The sequence below is a fragment of the Quyinboa ferrireducens genome (genome assembly GCF_042436675.1).
Taxonomy (GTDB): domain Bacteria; phylum Bacteroidota; class Bacteroidia; order Bacteroidales; family UBA5342; genus JBHJHP01.
The window spans coordinates 248781-269813 of record NZ_JBHMVA010000001.1 but is presented as its reverse complement, the minus strand read 5'-3'; the positions used below and the strand labels follow the sequence as shown (position 1 = coordinate 269813).

The window sequence follows — 21033 nt, the reverse complement described above, 5'->3', positions numbered from 1 at the left end:
TATGCGTACAGGTAAAGAAAAATATACCTATAACATAAAAAGTATGAGGTCAGTTGTAACCGTATTATTGTTGGCATTATCTTATGTTGTTGTAACCGCCCAATCCACACTGCAACCGGCAGGGAATACATTAAATTACGGAACGGGAAATGATTATGTAGTTATTGATAACCTTAAGAGTTATGATTTTGCCAACAACGACTGGACTATCAGTTTCTGGGTGAAACCTGAGGCAGGTGCTGCGGCAACTGTTCAGGGATTGATTACCAAACGGAATAACGGGACCAATATAATGATTCCGACTCCGCAATATAATGATTGGTCCCTGTTGTATGAAACAACGACGGGCTTTTTGAAATTTTCGTATAATAATACCGCATCCTTTTCAAGTTCTTATGCCGTCCTTACAAATGATGTCTGGACGCATGTTGCTTTAAGAAAGTCTAACGATACCATTTATTTTTTATACGATGGCATCGCCAAAGATACACTGGCACTATCACCATTAATGTCGCACAGGGCAACCATTCCGGTTTATATAGGTTCCGCTCCGGTAGGAGGAACAAATTATAGCTCCGGATCGTTTTGTGGTTCAATAGATGAGGTTGTGTTCTGGGACAAAGCTGTTTCAGATGCTTCCATTAATCAAATGATGAACCGGACCCTTACTTCAACATGGGTTAATGCAAATCTGTTGGATGCAACCTGGAGCGATATTCTTGCGTATTACAGGTTTGACGATGGGACTCCGTCTGGTGCAAATGCAGCAGTTGATACCTTAGCATCGGAACTGGATATCATAGCAGGCACCAATACCTATAATGGTGTTTTGAGTGGTTTCACATTGTCAGGAGACAATGCAAACTGGATTAACTCAAGTGCGCCGTTAGGAGTAATTACAAATACGGGTTTATCATTTCCAAGTTACAACAGTGTTATTATTTCCGGAATACAAACCGGTGACTGGTTGGGATCTGATCCGGTTATAGAACGTGGTGTTGTTTATAGTACACTGAATCATTTTGACCCTTATTTTACGAGTGGTTCAGAAATGACTTACGTGGCATCTACGGATCTGCTGTCTCAGAACAGTTTTTCCACACAGATAAACGACCTTGTACAGGGGCGGGTGTACACATACAAAGCCTATATTCTGACCAATTCAGGACATTATGCTTACGGACAGGAACGTATACTTGCGATGGGTGAAGAACCATCCGGTAATGCCATTAATCTGGACGGAACAGATGATTATCTGGATATCTTTCTGGAGTCAGCACAGAACACGTCTGAGTGGAGCATCGACTTCTGGGTAAAACCTGATTTATCCATTTCGGGTACCGATAATGTGATCCTGTACCGTTCGCTGGAGGCATATGGTTACAATACGCTTAGGTTAAATTACGATGCAACGAACGATGAATTTGACCTTAGAATAAGGGAAGGAAGTTCTGCTTCAGATGCTACAGTAACGGCTAACCTCACAGTTGATCAGTGGAATCATGTGGCCATTATTTTTGATGGTTCTGATATAAAGTACTATCTGAACGGAACAAATCAGGGGAATATATTTACAGGAGTTACTCCGGGCATATACAATCTTGAAAAATTAATTATTGGTGCTGACGCTGGTCCCGCTAATTACTTTAAGGGTGAGATTGATGAACTGCACTTCTGGAATGCAGACATATCAGCAGATATTAATTCCTTAAGATTCATTGAACCGGATAAAGAGACCCTTGATGCTGCTGGTTATGGCGTTGGATACAGTGATCTTTATCTGTATTATAATTTTAATCAGGGTGAAGCTTACGGGAATAATTCAGGGACCGGATCCAATCCACAGATTTCACAGTTAATCGATCAGTCTCAGAATGGTTTTAATGCCACAATTCATAATATGGCCTTGGGTAACTCTGCTTATGGAGATTATCAGAATGATACCATTTCCAACTTTACGGTTTCAGGACTTTATAATCTTCAAACGCTTGAAACGGTACTGGATTTAAGTCTGACATCTGCGACACTGACCGGATATATTGAAGGACCATGGTTCGATAATGGTCTGACAACAAGAGGTGTGGTGATTTCAGAAATAGATAATTTTGATCCGAGAAACAGTGCCGCGGCTGATACCATAATGTTTTATTCAACGGATCCGTTATCCAAAGATACGTTTACGATACAGGTTGACGGACTGGAAGTTAATACCCGATATTTCTATCGTGTTTTTGCCTTGTCAAATGAAGGGGTGCTGACATATGCCAATCAGGAAGAGTTAATAACAAGTATTGATCCTCCCGGTTATGCTTTAGATTTTGACGGGAACGATGATCGTGTTCAGACTCCTGTTACAAAAAGTGATCTGGGTAATGATTATACGATAACTCTCTGGATGAAATACGAAGGAGATCCGACCGGTAATTACTATTCTCCGATTATTGGTGCTTATGAGGCTGCCGGAAACTCTGATTTTTCAATTGCAAAAGATTATGGCAATGCACAGTTTTATATGCGTGACGGATCAGGTAGAGATAACTGGGGTAGCGGAACGACTGCATTTGATGGTAACTGGCACCATCTGGCCTTCCGAATGGTTGATGGCATAGGGTATCTTTACATAGATGGAGAACTACTTTCATTCGATGATTTTGGAGGTGCAGCCGCAGCAGAACAGATTAACATAGGTTGGGATCAGCGATACAACAGGGCTTTTGATGGTAAAATTGATGAAGTCCGTATATGGAATGTTGCACTTGATATGGATGACATTCGTAATATGATGGACAGAACCATCGATAACGATTACATTACGAATAATCTTTCAGGTGTATCAACTGCATCATTGCTTGCTTACTACCGTTTCGATACCGGATTACCGGAAGGTGATAACTCAACAATTTCTGTTGTACAGGATTTTAGTAGCAGTGGTAATACTGCCACAATGTCGAATTTTGCACTGACAGGTGGAAATTCAAATTTCGTATATTCTGAAGCAGCCTTAGGTCTTCAGACCATGAATCAGAATATGCCTGTATCGGGAACGTCTGCCACGCTGAAAGGTGCAGTAACGGGGATATGGACAGTTAACGCTCCAACATCCGGTGGTTTTTGTTATTCTACTACAAAATCATTTAACTATCACAGCCAGTCAAAAGTTGCAGCTACTTTCAGTAACGATACACTCACAGCTACTATAAATTCACTTACCAGAGGTGAGACGTACTATTACAGAGCTTTTGGGGTCAACGGAACAGATACAGTATGGGGAAATGAAAATAGTTTTGTTGTGGAGGACGACGTGCCGGGAAATGCCATTTGGCTCGACGGTACTAACGATCTGATTATTAGTTCTGATAACATTGATATAAGTAGTCAGTCCTTTACACTTGAAACATGGGCAAGAAAGTCTGATGTAAACGCCAGGGGTTATTTCTTTGGACAGGGAATTGCCGGTACAAATGAAGCTTTATATGTTGGTTACAGAGATGCTAATACACTCACCATTTCATTCTACGGGAACGATGTGAATATTGATGTTAACCCGGATGATCTCTGGCATCATTATGCATTTGTGTATGATGCGGCAACCAAGACCCGTCGCATCTATATGGATGGAAATCTGTTGATAACATACGCCAACACAGCCAGGGAACATTTCCTTGGAACCGGTGATTTTTATGTTGGCGGTGGTTTCATGTATGCAGGTGGCTATAATGCGGATGAATTTAACGGCGAAATGGATGAAGTTCGTGTTTGGAAGGCAGTGCTTGACCGGTCGGATATCCGCAGCTTAATGACCCGGACTATCAATCAATCCTGGACTGATGCTAACCTGTCAACAGCCACATGGAGTAATCTACAGCTGTATTACAGACTGGATCAGGGTATCCCGTCCGGCGACAATAATCAGGAAAGAAGAGTTTTTGATTATTCAGGTAAAGGAAATGACGGGTATGCCGTTAATATGAATTATGCAGGAAGCTCATCAAATTATGTGGCTTCCGGTGCAAATATTGGCGTTGAAATTACAGATTTAACCGTTGGTGAGACAACGGCATCATTTGATGCAGAAACGACGGGGATCTGGGTGTCCGGTGCTACACCTGATGAAGTGGGATTTTATTATTCTACCCAATATGCATTTCAGGCTGCCTCGGGAACACTGGTTTCTTCAACTTTGTCTGGAAGTACTTTTTCCGGATCAATTTCTGGATTAGACAGTGCAGAGACTTACTATGTAAAAGCATTTATAAAATTTGGAACAGATACTACTTGGAGTCCGATGAAACCTTTCGTGACTGCAAGCAATCCCCCCGGGAATAATCTGCTGTTTGATGGCGCAAATGATTATGTATCTGTTCCCTTTGATAATACCTTAAATGTTACAGCCAACTTTACGGTTGAAGCCTGGGTTAAAGGAACCTCGGAAAACTGGACCGGTTGGGATGGCATTGTTTATAAACCCAACAGTTATTGGCTCAGAACGCAGGGTGGACAGAAAAATATGTACTTCTATGTGTACGCTGATGGTGGCTGGCGTAATGTTCAGTATGTCGCTCCAACGGGTTTCGATATAAGGGTATGGCACCACTACGCCGGTGTTATGGAAAATGATACACTACGCATTTTTGTGGATGGCGTGATGTACAATGAAGTAGCCATGAACAATACCATTGACGCTACCGATGAGAATTCTTTGTACATTGGATATACAGGATATTTTGATGGTAATATTGATGAAGTCCGAATTTGGGATACCGATCTTTCGACCGATGACATTAAAGAGATTAAAAACCGTACCTTAACCGAAAGTTGGGTTAATTCCAACATGACCAGTGCTAACTGGACAAACCTTAAAGCTTACTACCGTTTTGATCAGGGAATACCCGGCGGCGATAATACAGATGAGACCTTCTTCTACGATTTTTCTTCTTACGGGAACCACGGCTCTCTTATGAATTTTGATTTAACAGGTTCAACTTCCAACTGGGTGGCTTCGTCAGCTTTTCTGGGAGTAAACACTCACGAAGTTGTAGCCATAGGTTTTGATAATGCAACCATCAGGGGTAGCCTGACAGGAACCTGGTATGATAATGTTGATGCTGTTGGTTTGGTTTACAGTGCTACGCAGGGATTTGATCCTTCTTTGGCAAATGGAGTGGATATTTTTGAAGAAGTTGCACAGCCTGAGGAAATAAACGGTGATGAATTTACCATTGATATCGCCGGTTTGGTTAGCGGTAAAAAGTACTTTTTCCGCGCTTTTGCACGAATTAACGGTGTAACAACATATGGTGAAGAAAAATTCTTTGCCACAGCTATTAATCCTCCCGGTAATGCGTTGGCCTTCGCTGGAGATAATGACTATGTTCGTGTATATAATACCGAAACCATTTCTCCTACCGATGAAATAACAATTGAGTTATGGACTAAAAATATTGGAGCAACCTGGTCAGAATATTATTGTCTGGTCACTAAAAGAGATGCTTATTGGTTGCTTCCTGTCAGGGGCTCAAAACGGTTATACTTCAGGGTATATAATCAGGACCTGTCTTACAGACAAATCAATTTTTACATTCCGCAGGGAATTGATCTGGAAGATTGGCATCATTATGCCTTTACCTATGACGGAAGTACCATGAAAATGTACATCGACGGAAAGTTGATGCAATCAGGAAACTTCGGAACAACATTACCGATTAATCAATCGGATTACAACCTGAGGATTGGCCGGTCCACCGGAAATAACTATTATGAAGGTAGAATTGATGAAGTAAGAATTTGGCATAAGGCTTTAACAGCAAGTCAGATAGATTATATTAAAAACAGGACTATTGATAAGGAACTGGTGAATGATATGATCGGTTTGAACTGGACTGACCTGGGTGTAAACTTTAGGTTTGACCAGGGAATTGCAGACGCTGAGAACCCGGGAGAACATTATCTGTATGATTTCAGTGGTAACGGAAACCGTGGGATACTTTTCAATTTTGACCTTGTTGGATCTGCCTCAAACTGGGTTGGATCGGATGCTGCTTTGGGTGTGACAACTTTAACAGATTTTGAATTTGTATCTGGTAAAGGAACGTTTAATGCTGTAACCACAGATTTGTGGCACGGTAACTTTACTGACCGGGGAATTGCCTATAGTGATATACTGAACTTTGCACCATCGGAAGGCGATGCTTTTACAACAAGATCGAGTTCAACGCCTTTGGCTCAGGATACGTTTAATGCGGTTGTCAATGGGCTTACTTCCCGTGAAATGATATTCTATCGCGGATATGCCACTACTGATAATGTACATTATGCCTATGGTGAATCCCAGGCTTTTGTTCCTGGAATTAATCCTCCCGGAAATGCTCTGGATTTTGATGGATCAGACGATTATATTCAGGTTGGCCACTCGGGCTCTGTTAGTCCGGAAGAGGAATTAACAGTTGAATTGTGGGCAAAAAGTGATAATGCATTATGGTCAAGTTACGGTATGGTATATAAACCCAATGAATACCGTATGCTGCCTAATCCCAACAGTGACAGGATTAACTTTCTGGTTTATACTTCAGATAATTCATACCGTCAGGTGACTTATGATCCGCCGGCAAGTTTTGATCTGACACAATACCATCATTATGCCGGAACTTACGATGGATATGAAGTAAGAATTTATGTGGATGGCTTCCTGAAGGCCAGCGAGGATTATGGTACATTTATGCCAATCAGGGATGATCAGCAAAACGATCTTTTGGTTGGGCGTTACAATGGTACCAACCATTTTCAGGGGCAGATGGACGAACTACGCATTTGGAAAAAGGCCCTTACTGCAGATGAACTTCAGGATATGATGAACCGGACTATAGACAGGGCTTATGTGGATAGTCTTGGACTAACCACTTTGACGTATGACGATCTGGGCATGTACATGCGGTTTGACCAGGGAGAAGCAGGTGGCAACAATACCAAAATACCAATTGTATACGACTATACCGGAAATAAAAACTTTGGTGGTTTTAACAACTTTACCCTGTTGACAACGAACTCTAATTTTGTCCAGTCAACGGCAGGTATTGGTGTGGCTACAAAAATTGCAACAGCAGTAAGTTTTGACAAAGCAACTTTAAATGGTGAGCTGACAGGTATCTTTTATGAGGATGTAACAGAAAAAGGATTTGTTTATTCAGATGTTTCATTTGATCCTTATGCGCCGGGTGGTGTATCAATTACAAATATTGTTGTTCCGGGTGTTGAACCTGGAGATTTCAGTGCAAATTTAACCAACCTCGGGTTCTTAACTGATTATTATTACAGGACATATTATAAAACAGGATTAACGGATTATGTATATGGTAACGAAGTAAGGTTTACCACCACCCTTAATCCTCCGGGATATGCGCTGCATTTTGACCGTTCAGATGACAGGGTTAATATTTATGACCTGGAAGTAAATGATAAGGACACTGTAACCGTCGATTTCTGGATGAACTGGGAAGGTAATTATAACATGATGCCGGTTGGCTTCAATAATTACGGATTAAGGTTTGTGGGTGGATTCTTCGGCTTCTTTACTAACAGCAATGACCTTTATGGAATGGCAAATGCCGATGAGCTGGCTAACAAATGGGTTCATGTTGCAGCTGTATTTGTGCGGAATGATGTGGAAGCATCAAAACTGTACATTAATGGTGTGGAACAGGAGCTCGAAAGACGCTATACTCCTCCTACCGAACGTGATCTCAGTGTGGATTTCAGAATCGGTACCATGAATAACTCCAATGGTGACGATTTTCAGGGAACCATTGATGAATTCAGGTTCTGGAATAAGGAACTTTCTTCTGTACAGATCAATGAGGTAATGGACAGAACTCTGGATAAACCTGATGTTGATTCCATTGCAGGTCTGTCGTGGGATAATAACCTGCTGGTTTATTATCGTTTTGATCAGGGTAATGCCAACGGTGACAATACCGGCATGACAGAAATTCGTGATCTTAGTAATTACGGACATAATGGGGAAGTGCTCAATTTTACACTGACTGGTGACAGAGGGAATATTATTGTTTCCAATGCACATATAGGTGTAAAAACAGTACCGGATGTAACTGATCAGGTGAATGATGAAGTAAAACTTTACGGAGAAATAACAGGAATCTGGAATACAACATTTACCGACAGTGGTTTTGTATATTCCACAACTAAATATTTTGTACCTGAAACTGAAGGAACATATGTGGGTGCTGATCTGGCTGAATCCGGAAATCAGTTTGCAAAAGTTGTTACCGGATTACCGAATTCCACCAAATATTATTTCCGTTCTTATGTGGTTTCGGAATGGGATACACCGGGTGGAACAGTGAGTGATACGGTTTACGGTATTCAAAAAGAATTCCTGACAGCCGGGGTTTATACTACCGAAAAATATTACCACCTTCAGGATGATCAGATTGAGCTTTATTATCAGCTTGTTGGGACACCGTTGTCCGGTTCTCTTACCTCAGGTATAAAATACTCTGCTACAGAAGGTTTTGATCCTGTATCAACAGGAACTTCCGTAGTTGGATCTGCATATGTGTCTGATACCTTATCTTCGTTGTTAACAGGATTAACCGAAGGAACAACTTATTTCTACCGGCCTTATGTGACTAACGGAAGTTCAACACTCTATGGTGATGAAGCATTCTTTGTGGCTGGATGGAATCCTCCGGGAAATGCATTGATTTTTGCCGGTTCAGATGATCATATTGTTGTAGGTCCGGCAAACGAAGTGATTACTTCGCAAAACTTTACGCTTACAACCTGGATTAAATACAGTTACACAGGTCTTGGTACAATATTCAAAGCACCACGTTTCGGTAGTACTGCTTATACCATTGCAATTTATATAAACCGAAACAGTCTGAATCAAACCGTTCCAGGAAAACTTAGTGTTCAGTTCCTGAACGAATCGTATGATTCCGAAGAAGTGGCTTCTGTCAGCAGTGATTTTAATGACGATAAATGGCACTTTGTAGCTGTTACCATGGGAGAGGACGGGTTGAAACTGTATGTTGACGGCGTGCTTGAAGGTGAATCTACTTACCGTTTATATACTGCAGGATTTGGATCAAGCCCAGCTTATATTGGTATGTATGATCCAAATTATAATGAGTATCGCGGTGAAATGGATGAGTTCAGGTTGTGGAAAAAGGAACTGAATATATTCCAGTTGGATCAGATGATGTACCGTACCATTGACGAAGACTATGTGAACGATAGTATTTCAGGTATTTCCTGGGACGACCTGTTGCTTTACTATCGTTTCGATCAGGGTGTGGCAGGCGGAATCAACACTACAGAAGATCAGGTATTCGACTATTCAAAATATGCATGGCATGGTACACTGAATTATTTCGATTTAACAGGAACCAATGCTAACTGGATTGAATCGACGGCTCCACTGGGCGTAGAAACCATGGATGCCAGCGCGGTTTATACATTGGGAGAAGCAACTATGCAGGGTAATCTTACCGACTTATGGTACACTGCACCCGTTGATACAGGTTTTGTTTATTCCAATACGCAGGGATTTGATCCTTCTACAGGAACTGCTATTGATGCGAACGTGCATGTTAATGATTCATTGTTTACCAGAACATTAACAGGCCTTGATCCGGTTCTGAAATATTATTACAGGGCGTATGCTACTGCAGCCAACGGAAGAACAACATATGGTATTGAAAAAACATTTATACCGGGTGGTGTAAATACGCTGGATACATTAGGTTATATTGACGGTGACAATGCGGAAGTATTTGGTATAGTAACTGGTGATTTCACAGGAATAGCCGGAGATACCGGTGTTTGGTATGCACCGGTTCCTGATTTCAATCCGGCTGCATATCCTTCAAATTATGCAGTATATCATGGTGGAAGCACCGATACCTTTATGGTTGACCTGACTAATCTGGATGCCGGTACAACTTATTATTACCGTGCGTTTGTTGATGTAACAAGTGGTGCTTATACCGGTAGCCGTGTATTTGGTGAAGAACGTTCATTCCGTACGTTGTCAAATCCTCCGGGAAATGCAATCGACCTTGACGGAGCGAATGACTTTATCAACATGTTCAGTGTAGGTGAAGCTATTGCAGAAAGTGCGGCAACAGGATATACCTGGGAAGCATGGGTGAACTCAGGCATTGAAACCGGTGATCGTACATTATGGAGTATGACAGATACTCTCGGCGATTATGAACGTGTCTGGCTTCAGTCGGTTAATCATAATTCTGAAAGACATCTTAGATTAAGACTCGACAATACATATTATTACTCTACAACGACAATCGAAGATTCTTTATGGCATCATATCGCGTTAACCGTTGATCCGGTCACACCTAAAACAAGGCTTTATGTGGATGGGGAAATGGTACTTGATCTTGATGTGGCTCATACCATTGAATTGTATGATATTGCGGCTGTAGGAGCCCGGTTGTATGATTTAAGAAATGTGGACAGGTTCTTCGATGGTTCATTTGATGAAATCAGAGTCTGGGATCATGCTTTAACCCAAAGCCAGTTGCAGCAAATGATGTATCGCACAATTGATCAATCCTATGTTGATACAGATGTTTCTGCATTGAACTGGAGTGATCTGATTGCATATTACAGAATGGATCTTGGGTTACCGGGTGCCAATAATGATGAGTATTACGAATTGCATGACCTTTCGGGGAATAATGTAAACGCATATCTTACAGATTTGGCATTGAGTGGTTCCACTTCAAACTGGATTTTCTCCGGAGCACCGTTAGGTGTGACAACAGAATCTGCAACAGCCTACACCGATGACGGTGGCAACTTTTATGGTGCCATAACAGGTATATGGTATTCAGCACCGATGGATTCGGGTATTGTATATAGTGCTGTCTCTGGGTTTGATCCGGATACTGCGACAAAAGTAAGCAGTGGATTATATACAGCAACCGATACCTTTAAAGTTGAAATGCGTGATATCTTCACTCCGGGTCAGTATTACTATTACAGGGCTTATGTTCAGGTAAGTGACAGTATATGGACGTATGGAAATGAAAAAGCTTTTTATGCCGGTGGTGTTATAACACTTGACACAGTTGCCAATCTGACCAGTGTGGAAGCCACTTGTTTCGGGGAGGTTGTTTCAGCTTTCCCAACTGCGGTGGATACGGGTATTGTATATTATCTGGTTGAAGGTTCTGATCCCGATACGGTTAACTCATCACAGTATGTTTCAACCGTACAACAGAATGTTTCAGTGTATCAGTCAGTGTTGACGGGCTTAATACCGGCCACAAGATATTATTACCGGGCTTATGTTGATCTGGGAAGCGGAAATTATGTGTTTGGTGATGAGTGTTCATTTATTACTGTTTCCACACCTCCTGGTCGTGCAATGGATCTGGATTTAACAAATGATTATGTGGAAATCAGTCATTCTACAGATCTTAACCCAACTGCTCAAATGTCCTATAGTTTGTGGGCTAAAAGTAATTATGATCTCTGGACAACAGCCAGCGGTTATGGTGTGATGCTGAGCAAAGGTGAGGCATATATGTTTAGAGGTGCGAGAAATTCCAAACAGATTCAGGCTTACTTTTATTTTGAAGGGTCAGGATGGCGAAGTCTTACCTATACCCCGGAAGAATATTTCCAGATTGATGAATGGCACCAATACGCTGTAACGTTTGATGGGAATACATTTGCGCTTTATGTGGATGGTGATCTGAAATCATCTACTACGAATTACAGTGGATATACGATAAGAGCTAATAATACGAGTGTTCAGATTGGACATGATTCACGTTATACCAATCAGAACGATCAGAATTTCAGGGGGCAGATTGACGAATTGCGGATCTGGAATATCGGATTAACCCAGTCTCAGATTGTTGCGATGATGGATCGCAGCATCAGTGAAGACTATCTTGCAGCAAATGTTGCTGGTGTGGACTGGACTAACCTGGAATTATATTATACCATGGATGATGGTACTCCTGGTGGAGATAATACCGGATTACTCAGTATTAACGATGACAGTGGAAATGGGCAGAGTGGAGCGTATATCAATATGAATCTGACTGGTAATACATCTAATTATGTAGCCTCCGGTGCCCATTTTGGTATTGTAACCGACACACTGATTTATAATCCTGATCTGAGAACTCATATTCTGACAGGACACATTACAGGCATCTGGTATACCTTGCCTGATCAGGTAGGATTCCAGTATAGTACTGCAAGAGACTTTAGTGTAGCTCCGGTAAAAGTTTACGGAACAATTCATAGTGACAGCAGCTTCAGTGCAACTGTTACCGGATTAACTTTGGGAGAAACCTATTATTACAGGGCAATAACTGAAGTTAGCTCTGTAACATCCTATGGATTTACACGCGTGCTTCAGACTATGGAAGGTAATCCGAATGGTTTTGTTTCCAATGGAAATGCCCTGGCTCTGGATGGTAACGATGATTATGTATTTGTTGAAAATCCGTCATTGCGTCTTGACAGTCGCTCATTTACAGTTGAGATGTGGAGCCGCAAACGTTACAATGATTCCTGGGGATATCTGTTCAGTCAGGGATCGGGTACAACAAACTATGGTTTACATGTTGGTTATGCGGATTATAATACGTTACGATTTAACTTCTGGGGAAATGATGTAGGTGTTGATGTGATACCGGATACATTATGGCATCATGTGGCGTTTGTGTATGATGCTACTACAAAAACAAGGGATATATATTTTGATGGTCGTTTGATGCGTAGTTATACCAATGCGTCAAGGGAACATTACCTTGGTACAGGAGATGCTTATGTAGGTGCCAGACTTAACGGAGCTTATGAATTTGAAGGTGACATGGATGAAGTTAGGGTGTGGACTGCTGCACTTGACCAGAATCAGATTAATACCTTAAAAAGCAGAACTGTTGATAGTCTGTATATCTCAAATTCAGGTTTAGGATTATCCTGGGATGACCTTAAGCTGTACTACAGATTTGACCAGGGAACACCTGACCAGAATAATTTTGGTGAATATTATGTATATGATTACTCAAATCCGAGAAATGAAGGAGCCTTGGTTAACTTCAGCCTTGGAGGAGGGGAATCGAATTTTATAAGACGCTCTGCTCCAATTGGTGTAGAAACTACTGAGATTTCAAATATCGGTACAACCTTTGCACATGTTGAAGGTCGTGCCACAGATGCATGGAATAACAACATCATTATGCGTGGTGTTGTTTATTCCCCGCTGAATGATTTTGATCCGGAAAATGTTGCTGATCCGGCTGATACAACGCAGATTTGGTCAACAACCGATCTGGTTATAAATACCTTTGAGGTGGACCTTTCCGGGTTGAATGTTGGTGGTCAGTACAGCTATGCTACTATGGTTGTGGCTGATAATGGCGATACGGCTTACAGCACGTTGAATTCTTTCAATACGGTAATGGATCCTCCGGGGCATGCTTTATCACTGGATGGTGGTAATGACTATGTTTCAATTACCGATACACTGGATCTGGCTTCCCGATCATTCTCGTTTGAGATTTGGGCGAGAAAGCGTACCGAAAATGAAGCAGGTTATTTCTTAAGCCAGGGTCAGACTACAACAAACTACGGATTACATATTGGTTATCGTGACTGGAATACGGTAACAATGGCATTCTATGGCAATGATGTGAATGTGGATGTGGTTCCGGATACTTTGTGGCACCAATATGCATTTGTATATGACGCGGACACCAAAACACGTACCATTTACATGGATGGTGATAGCATCTATGAATACACCAATGCGGCCAGAGAACACTATCTGGGTACAGGTGAAACATTTATCGGACGTTATTTAACCGGAAACTATTTCAACGGAGATATTGATGAAATACGTATCTGGCACACGGCTCTGACTGATGAACAGGTTTCAGATCTGGCATTCAGGACCATTGACAGCACCTATGTGAACAATGAGGTGCCGGGATTAAGTTGGGACAGCCTGTACGTAAATTACAGGTTCGATCAGGGTGAACCGTCACTGAATAATAGTGGAGTAACTACTGTAACGGATCTTTCTGGAAATCTGCATACCGGTTTATTGACAGATATGGCATTATCAGGAGAACCATCCAACTGGATTAAATCCAAAGCAGGAATTGGTGTGAAAACAGTGAGAAATGCCAGTCCGATTTTGGCATCTTTTGCCACACTTCATTCTCAGGTTACAGGCCAATGGTATTCTGCAATTGTGGATAGCGGTATCGTTTATAATACCGTACCAAACTTTATTCCGCGTGATACAGCCATTGCGTTTATTTCTGCAAACCAACCCTCGGTAGTTGATACATTTGTGACCCTGTTATCAGGATTGGAGCATTCTACGGACTATTACTACAGGCCATTTGTGGTTTCTGCTCTTGGCGATACAGTTTATGGTCTGCAACAGATGTTTACAACATCAGGTATTGAAACTCTGGATTCTGCTGAAAATGTTTCAGGAACCAGTCTTACGCTTTTCGGAAGACTGAACAACCCGGTTGCTTCTCCTTTGGACACGGGTATTGTGATCAGTGAAACAAGGGATTTTGTTCCGAATTCCGGAACATTTGTACCTGGTTCATTACTGCCGGCAAGTACCAATACATTTGGTTCAGACATTACAGGATTAAAACCATCAACCGTTTATTTCTTCAGAGCATACATATATAATGCAACTGATACCTTATATGGTGAACAACGCATGGTTCGTACGCTAAGTAATCCGGCAGGGAATGCCGTTAATTTTGACGGTGTGGACGACTGGATTGAATTGCCGTCGAATCTGATGAGCGCATCCGGACTGAGCGGAAGTGATGAGTTGACGATTGAGTTCTATTATAAAGGTACGGACCTGCAATCAGCCATCCGTATTCAGGAAGGTACTGATAATTACATCATCATTGGATTTAATAATCCGCCAATGGCAGTTATGTCGAATAACTCGGGTGTGAGCGGTGCCTTGAGCATTTCCAATGTTCAGGATGTGGAAGATAATGAATGGCATCATATAGCGATGACCTGGAAACGCAATATTGCTTCAGGATTCCGCGTATATGTGGATGGTGAAATGGTGGATGACAATTCCAGTACTAATATTCCGATTCCTTCATTCACCTCAAATGCTACAGTTTCTATTGGTAGTTATAATGGTAACGGAGCATATCCTTTCCTCAGTGGTACCATGGATGAAATCAGGATATGGAATAAATCGCTGACACAGAATCAGCTGCAGCAGGTATTTGAACGTACCTTAGATGCAGATTTTGTTAACAGTAAGGTCGCAGATCTCGCATGGAGTGATCTTGTAGCTTATTATCGTTCCGATCTGGGAGAAGCGGGACTGGATAACACTTCCATTTATCAGTTTATGGATTTCACGTCCAACGACTTTGACGGGACGCCGACAAATCTGGCATTGAATGGTTCAACCAGTAACTTCATTGAATCTGATGCATTCTCCGGTGTAATTACTACCCCGGATTACTATACCATTCCTTCAGCCAGTGAAGCTGATGTTTATGCGCATTTAACCGGTATATGGTATGATGCGGTTATTGACAGTGGTGCGGTTTACAGTGCCGTTCAGGGTTTTGATCCGGATACTGTACCTTCCGGAAGGTTTATCACTGCCTTTACAACGCAGACAGATACCTTTGTGACACGATTACCAGGCTTGACCAGCGGACAGGAATACTATTACCGTGCATTCCTTATTACAGCAACCGGAGATACAGCGTATGGTAACGAGTCTGTATTGATTGCAGGTGGTATTGAAACACTTGAACAGGCTGACAGGCTCGGTGCGTCGATCCTGACATACGGAAGGATGACCGGTGATTTTGCTACGGCTTCGGATACAGGTATGGTTTACAGTACCGTTAACGGATTTGATCCTGCAGATTATCCTGCCAACTTTGTATCTACCTTAGATGGTGGACAGGATACCTTCTCGGTTCAGATTAATAATTTACAGGTAAATACAGATTATTATTACCGTGCTTATGTTATAAACGGGACAGATTCAATCTATGGATCTCAACGTATGTATCATACGGCTGATAATCCTGCGGGTAACGCATTGCAGTATGACGGAACAGGTGATTATGTTCAGGTTTTGACTCCGATAGCAAACGACCTGAATGCAGCAGGTGAAATGACTCTTGAAGCATGGGTTAAGCCGGATGATGTGGGAACTTTACGAACGATTCTTGGTTTCACCTCTTCCAACGGAAGTGTGAACCGTATAATTCTTTCGGTTGACGTTAATAATCATATTACAGCGATTATCAATTCAACCAACTATCCACTGATCGGTGGAGGCGTTGATCTGGCAGATGGTGAATGGCACCATGTCGCTGTCGTTTCAACACAGTCTCCTGCCGCAACAGAGGTTTACATTGATGGCTTACTGGTGGGTACTGCTAATGAATGGGCCGGATTTAATCCGACAGACATCCTGGGAGTAGGTGTTGAATATAACTATGTGTCCGGTCGTCTACCGGTATCACATTACCAGGGCGGTTTAGATGAAATCCGTATCTGGAACAAGGCATTAACAGATGATCAACGGTATAAATTCCTGTACAGAACAGTTTCTGAAGAGTATCTTGATACGGTACCTGGTATTTCAGGAGCCAACCTGATTGCATATTACAGGTTTGATCAGGGTATAGCCGGTGGAAATAATGCGGGTGAAACAAGACTGTTTGACTTCAGTGGAAATGAGAATCATGGTGACCTGATGAATTTTGCCCTGAACGGAACAACTTCCAACTGGGTACAGTCAGGTGCGTTAACAGGTGTGGTTACTTTGGATGAATATGAACCACAGTTGACAACAGCACTGACCAAAGGTCTGAAAACCGGAATGTGGTTTAACGGACACGACAGTACAGGTGTGGTTTACAGTACTGTTGACGGCTTTGATCCTGCAACAGGAATCAGTTTCAGGGATGATGATCATTTATTGAATAATGATACAATTGAAGCTACAATAACCGGTCTTTCAGAGGGAGGAATTTATTATTACCGTTCTTATGTTGCTAAAGACGGTGTTGTTAAATACGGGCAACAGAAGTTGCTGCAAACCGGTGGAGTTTACACCCTGAATCAGTACGATTCGATAAGTGGGGACAGCATCACACTTTACGGGTCAATAGTCGGAAATGTATCACCTGTGAATTATGGGTTTGTATATTCTGTAAACAGTGATCTGTCAGGTGCAACCACCGTTACAACGACAACGATAACAAATGACACATTTAATATTACTGTGACCGGTTTAACTCCGGGTCAGACCTATTACTTTGCTGCCATTGTGAATACGACTGCTCCGGCTACGATTTATGGTGATACGCTTAAATTTGCCACCTTATCAAATCCGGCGGGTAATGCCCTTGACTTTGACGCAACGGATTCATATATAAGTTTTGATAATAAGTCGATTCCTCAGGCACTGTCAGTTGTTACCAATGGTTTAACTGTTGAAACATGGTTTAATACGACCCAGATAGTCGATCAGCAGGCGCTGTTTGGATTCCATAATACAACAGGGTCCGTTAACAGATTCATTATTGATATTACCAACGACGATCGTCTGGCGATGTATGTGAACGATGTTCAGTATATTATTGGCAATGATGTGACTGATGATGCATGGCATCATATTGCTGTGGTTTCTGAAAAATCACCGGCTGAAACCCGTGTTTATCTTGATGGAAATCTCGTTTATACCTTAGGTGAATGGGTCGGAATATTATCGGCTGACCAGATGGTAATTGGAGGTGAGCTGGATAACAGCGCCATTGACGAAGTACTTTATGGCAGACTGGATGAATTCAGAATTTGGGATATGCCGTTAACAACTGCTCAACTGGATGAAGTTTCGATTGCTTCTCTGGATCAGACGTATGTAGATGGCATCAGCGGATTAAACTGGAATGATTTGGTTGCTTACTATAACTTTGATTTTTCTGACGAGGCCGGAGATAACAGTACATGGTTGCCTTATCTGCTTGATATTTCCGGAAATGCTAATAATGGTACGTTTAATAATTTTGCACTGACCGGAACAGACGGGAACTTTATCCTTTCTGATCTGAATATTGGAGTGAAACCTTTGGGTGTTACTTCTGTCGGATCGAATGATGCAGATGTTCAGGGAGAAGTAATTGGTGCCTGGTACGATAAATCAAATATCAGCAGAGGTGTAGCTTATAGTCAGGTTAGTAATTTTGACCCGAATGAGCCGACTGATGTAGAAGGAACTCAGGCAGCATTAACCGACGGATATGGTTCATTTACAGTAACCTTAAGTGGGTTAATGGATGGAACCAAATACTACTTCAGACCTTATGCAGAATACAACGGACAGCGTGTTTATGGAGCAATTGACTCCCTGAATACCAACAATACCAGTTTGTATTATGTGGATATTGATGCGGCAGGTGCCAACAACGGAAGTAGTTGGGCAAATGCCTATAATTCATTATCCGATGCGCTTGCTACAGCGGGTGCTTCCGATACTGTATTTGTGGCTGAAGGAACCTATTACCCGGAAACAGATGTAAGCGGTAATGCAACACCTGCAGATAACCGCACAAAAACATTTACAATCAGACCGGGTGTTTACCTTGTAGGTGGATTTAATGGTACTGAAAGCGATATTGCTTCTCGTGCAGCAACAGGTCTTACTGTAATAAGTGGTGATCTGGGTACATTATCCGATAATTCTGATAACAGTTATCATGTAATGACTGTTAACGGATTCTCGCTTGACACACTAAAACTGGAAGGAGTGACTATTGAGGATGGTAATGCTGACGGTACTTTGCTTAACAGTTATGGTGGAGGTATTTATGCTCCGGGATTCCATATCGATATCCATTCTTCAACCATCCACAGTAACACAGCTGTAAATGGTGGTGCCATCTATTTTGATGCATCCAACAGAGGTTGGCTGAATATTGTAAATACTACAATTTACAATAATGCTGCAACAACTGACGGCGGGGCATTATATCTGTATGGTTTGCCTGAACAAATGGAATTTGACGGGATTAACGACCATGTACAGGCTCCGAACAGTGTGGACGGCAGAAGGTATTATACCTGGTATGCAAGAATACGTACTACAGATACTCAAACATTTGTAGATAAGACACAGAGTCCGGCAATAATAAGTGCCGAATCAGGTGACGTAAGTTTCTTTGTAGACAATGGTTATCTGGGTTACTACGATACATTTGGTTCTGTAACCTCTGTAGTTACATCTGCTTATGTGGCAGACGGACTGGATCATGAGATAGTGATGGTTCGTGAAAACGGCGTGGTTCGGTTGTATGTGGACGGTGCTCAGGTGGGTGGAGATATAACAACGGGAACAACAGTATTTAATTCGGCTAACCTGCTTTTCGGTACCTTAAATACACATTATGCAGGAAATATCTTTGAGATTAAGATTTTCAGCCGCAACCTTTCCGCTGCAGAGGTGGCTAGTATTGGAACCGTGACCACAAACGTGGAAGCATATTATATTAATACCGGTAATACCGGTGGTGCAGGTGGAACATGGGCAGACCAGACAGGTAATGCCAATCACGGTATCGTGTTTGGAACACCGGATATCATCGGTTCAGTAGATACTACGGTTTATATCGTCAATACAACCATTGCTGCTAATACCTACGGTGATGAATCAGCAATTTATGTTGACGGATCCAAAGTATCAGTTTCAAATACTATTTTGTGGAACCAGGGTTCAGAAATTACAGGAACAGATGTGGAAATCAGAAACAGCATTGTCCGTGGTGGAACCGGGGATGATACATATGATCTGAACAACAATATCTGGCCTTATGATCCATTCCTGGATCCGGCCGGCCTGACTGACAACGGAGGTTATGTTAACACTGTAAATCTCTTCTACGGTCCTGCTGTAGATGGTGGAATAACATTGAATGCTCCTATAGTAGATGCAACCGGTGCAGTCAGAACAGCCGTACCTGATATTGGTGCAGTTGAGTTTGGTGTGAAAACAATAGGTCAGAGTTTTGATATGACACCGGCTAATGTAAATGTAACCGCAAGCGGATTTACAGCTTATAATGCACGAACTGTTGAATTCTGGTTCAAACCGGAAACTACAATGCAGGGCGATTATATTAAACTGAGTGGATCTGTTGTAATATCCGTGAATGCTACGGATCAGGTAACTGTAACAGGCATGACGTCCCCGACAATCTATATTGATGGAGTGGCAGGTAATGTTTTGACAGCAGGTGTATGGCAGCACGTGGCCGTAGTGAGCGCTGCAGACTTTACGGTTGATGATATTCAGATTGCAAATGTGAGTGGTGAAGTTTCAGGTCTGGTTGATGAACTCAGAATATGGAATCTGGCGCTTTCAACCACTCAAATGAACACTGTTCGCTTTGTAGAACTGACTAATGACGGAACAAATCTTGTTGATCCTGTTAACCGGACTGTTGTTCTTACGGGTACTGTATCGTGGAGTAACCTGAAAACATATTACCGGTTCTACAACAGCCAGTTCAGTGATGTGGCAGGTGGTATAAACGGTACGCCACACAGCGGTGCTGATGTTACAGCAGTTGTTCCTTATACGCACTGGTTGCCGCTGGCAGATGTCGCAAACTGGGATGTGCCGGAGAACTGGTACTTTAACTCCATACCGGATTCTTCTAATACAGGATATGTAATTCTGAACCAGGCGACAAATATTCCGCATGTTAATGTTACAGGAAATGCGTCATCAGAAACATTAATTTATGGTTTACTTCTGAATCAGAATGCTACATTTGTGGTCGATAACGGTGCGCTGGTTATTACCGGTAAGGTGTTAAAGACTCCGTCTGATATCAGGGTTAAGCTGCCAAAAGGAAAAGTGATGCGAATCTTCAATACATTAAATGTATGGGAGTAGAGTTAAATTATGTTAAAATTAAACATTGAGTTAACATCAAT

General features: G+C 42.0%; 1 protein-coding gene. It reads left to right on the top strand.

Annotated elements, in window-relative coordinates; genetic code table 11:
- The first annotated feature begins 43 nt into the window (after positions 1–43).
- Positions 44–20992, top strand: a complete 20949-nt coding sequence (locus ACE01N_RS01050) for a LamG-like jellyroll fold domain-containing protein (RefSeq protein WP_380583948.1) — start codon at positions 44–46, stop codon at positions 20990–20992.
- Positions 20993–21033 lie beyond the last annotated feature (41 nt).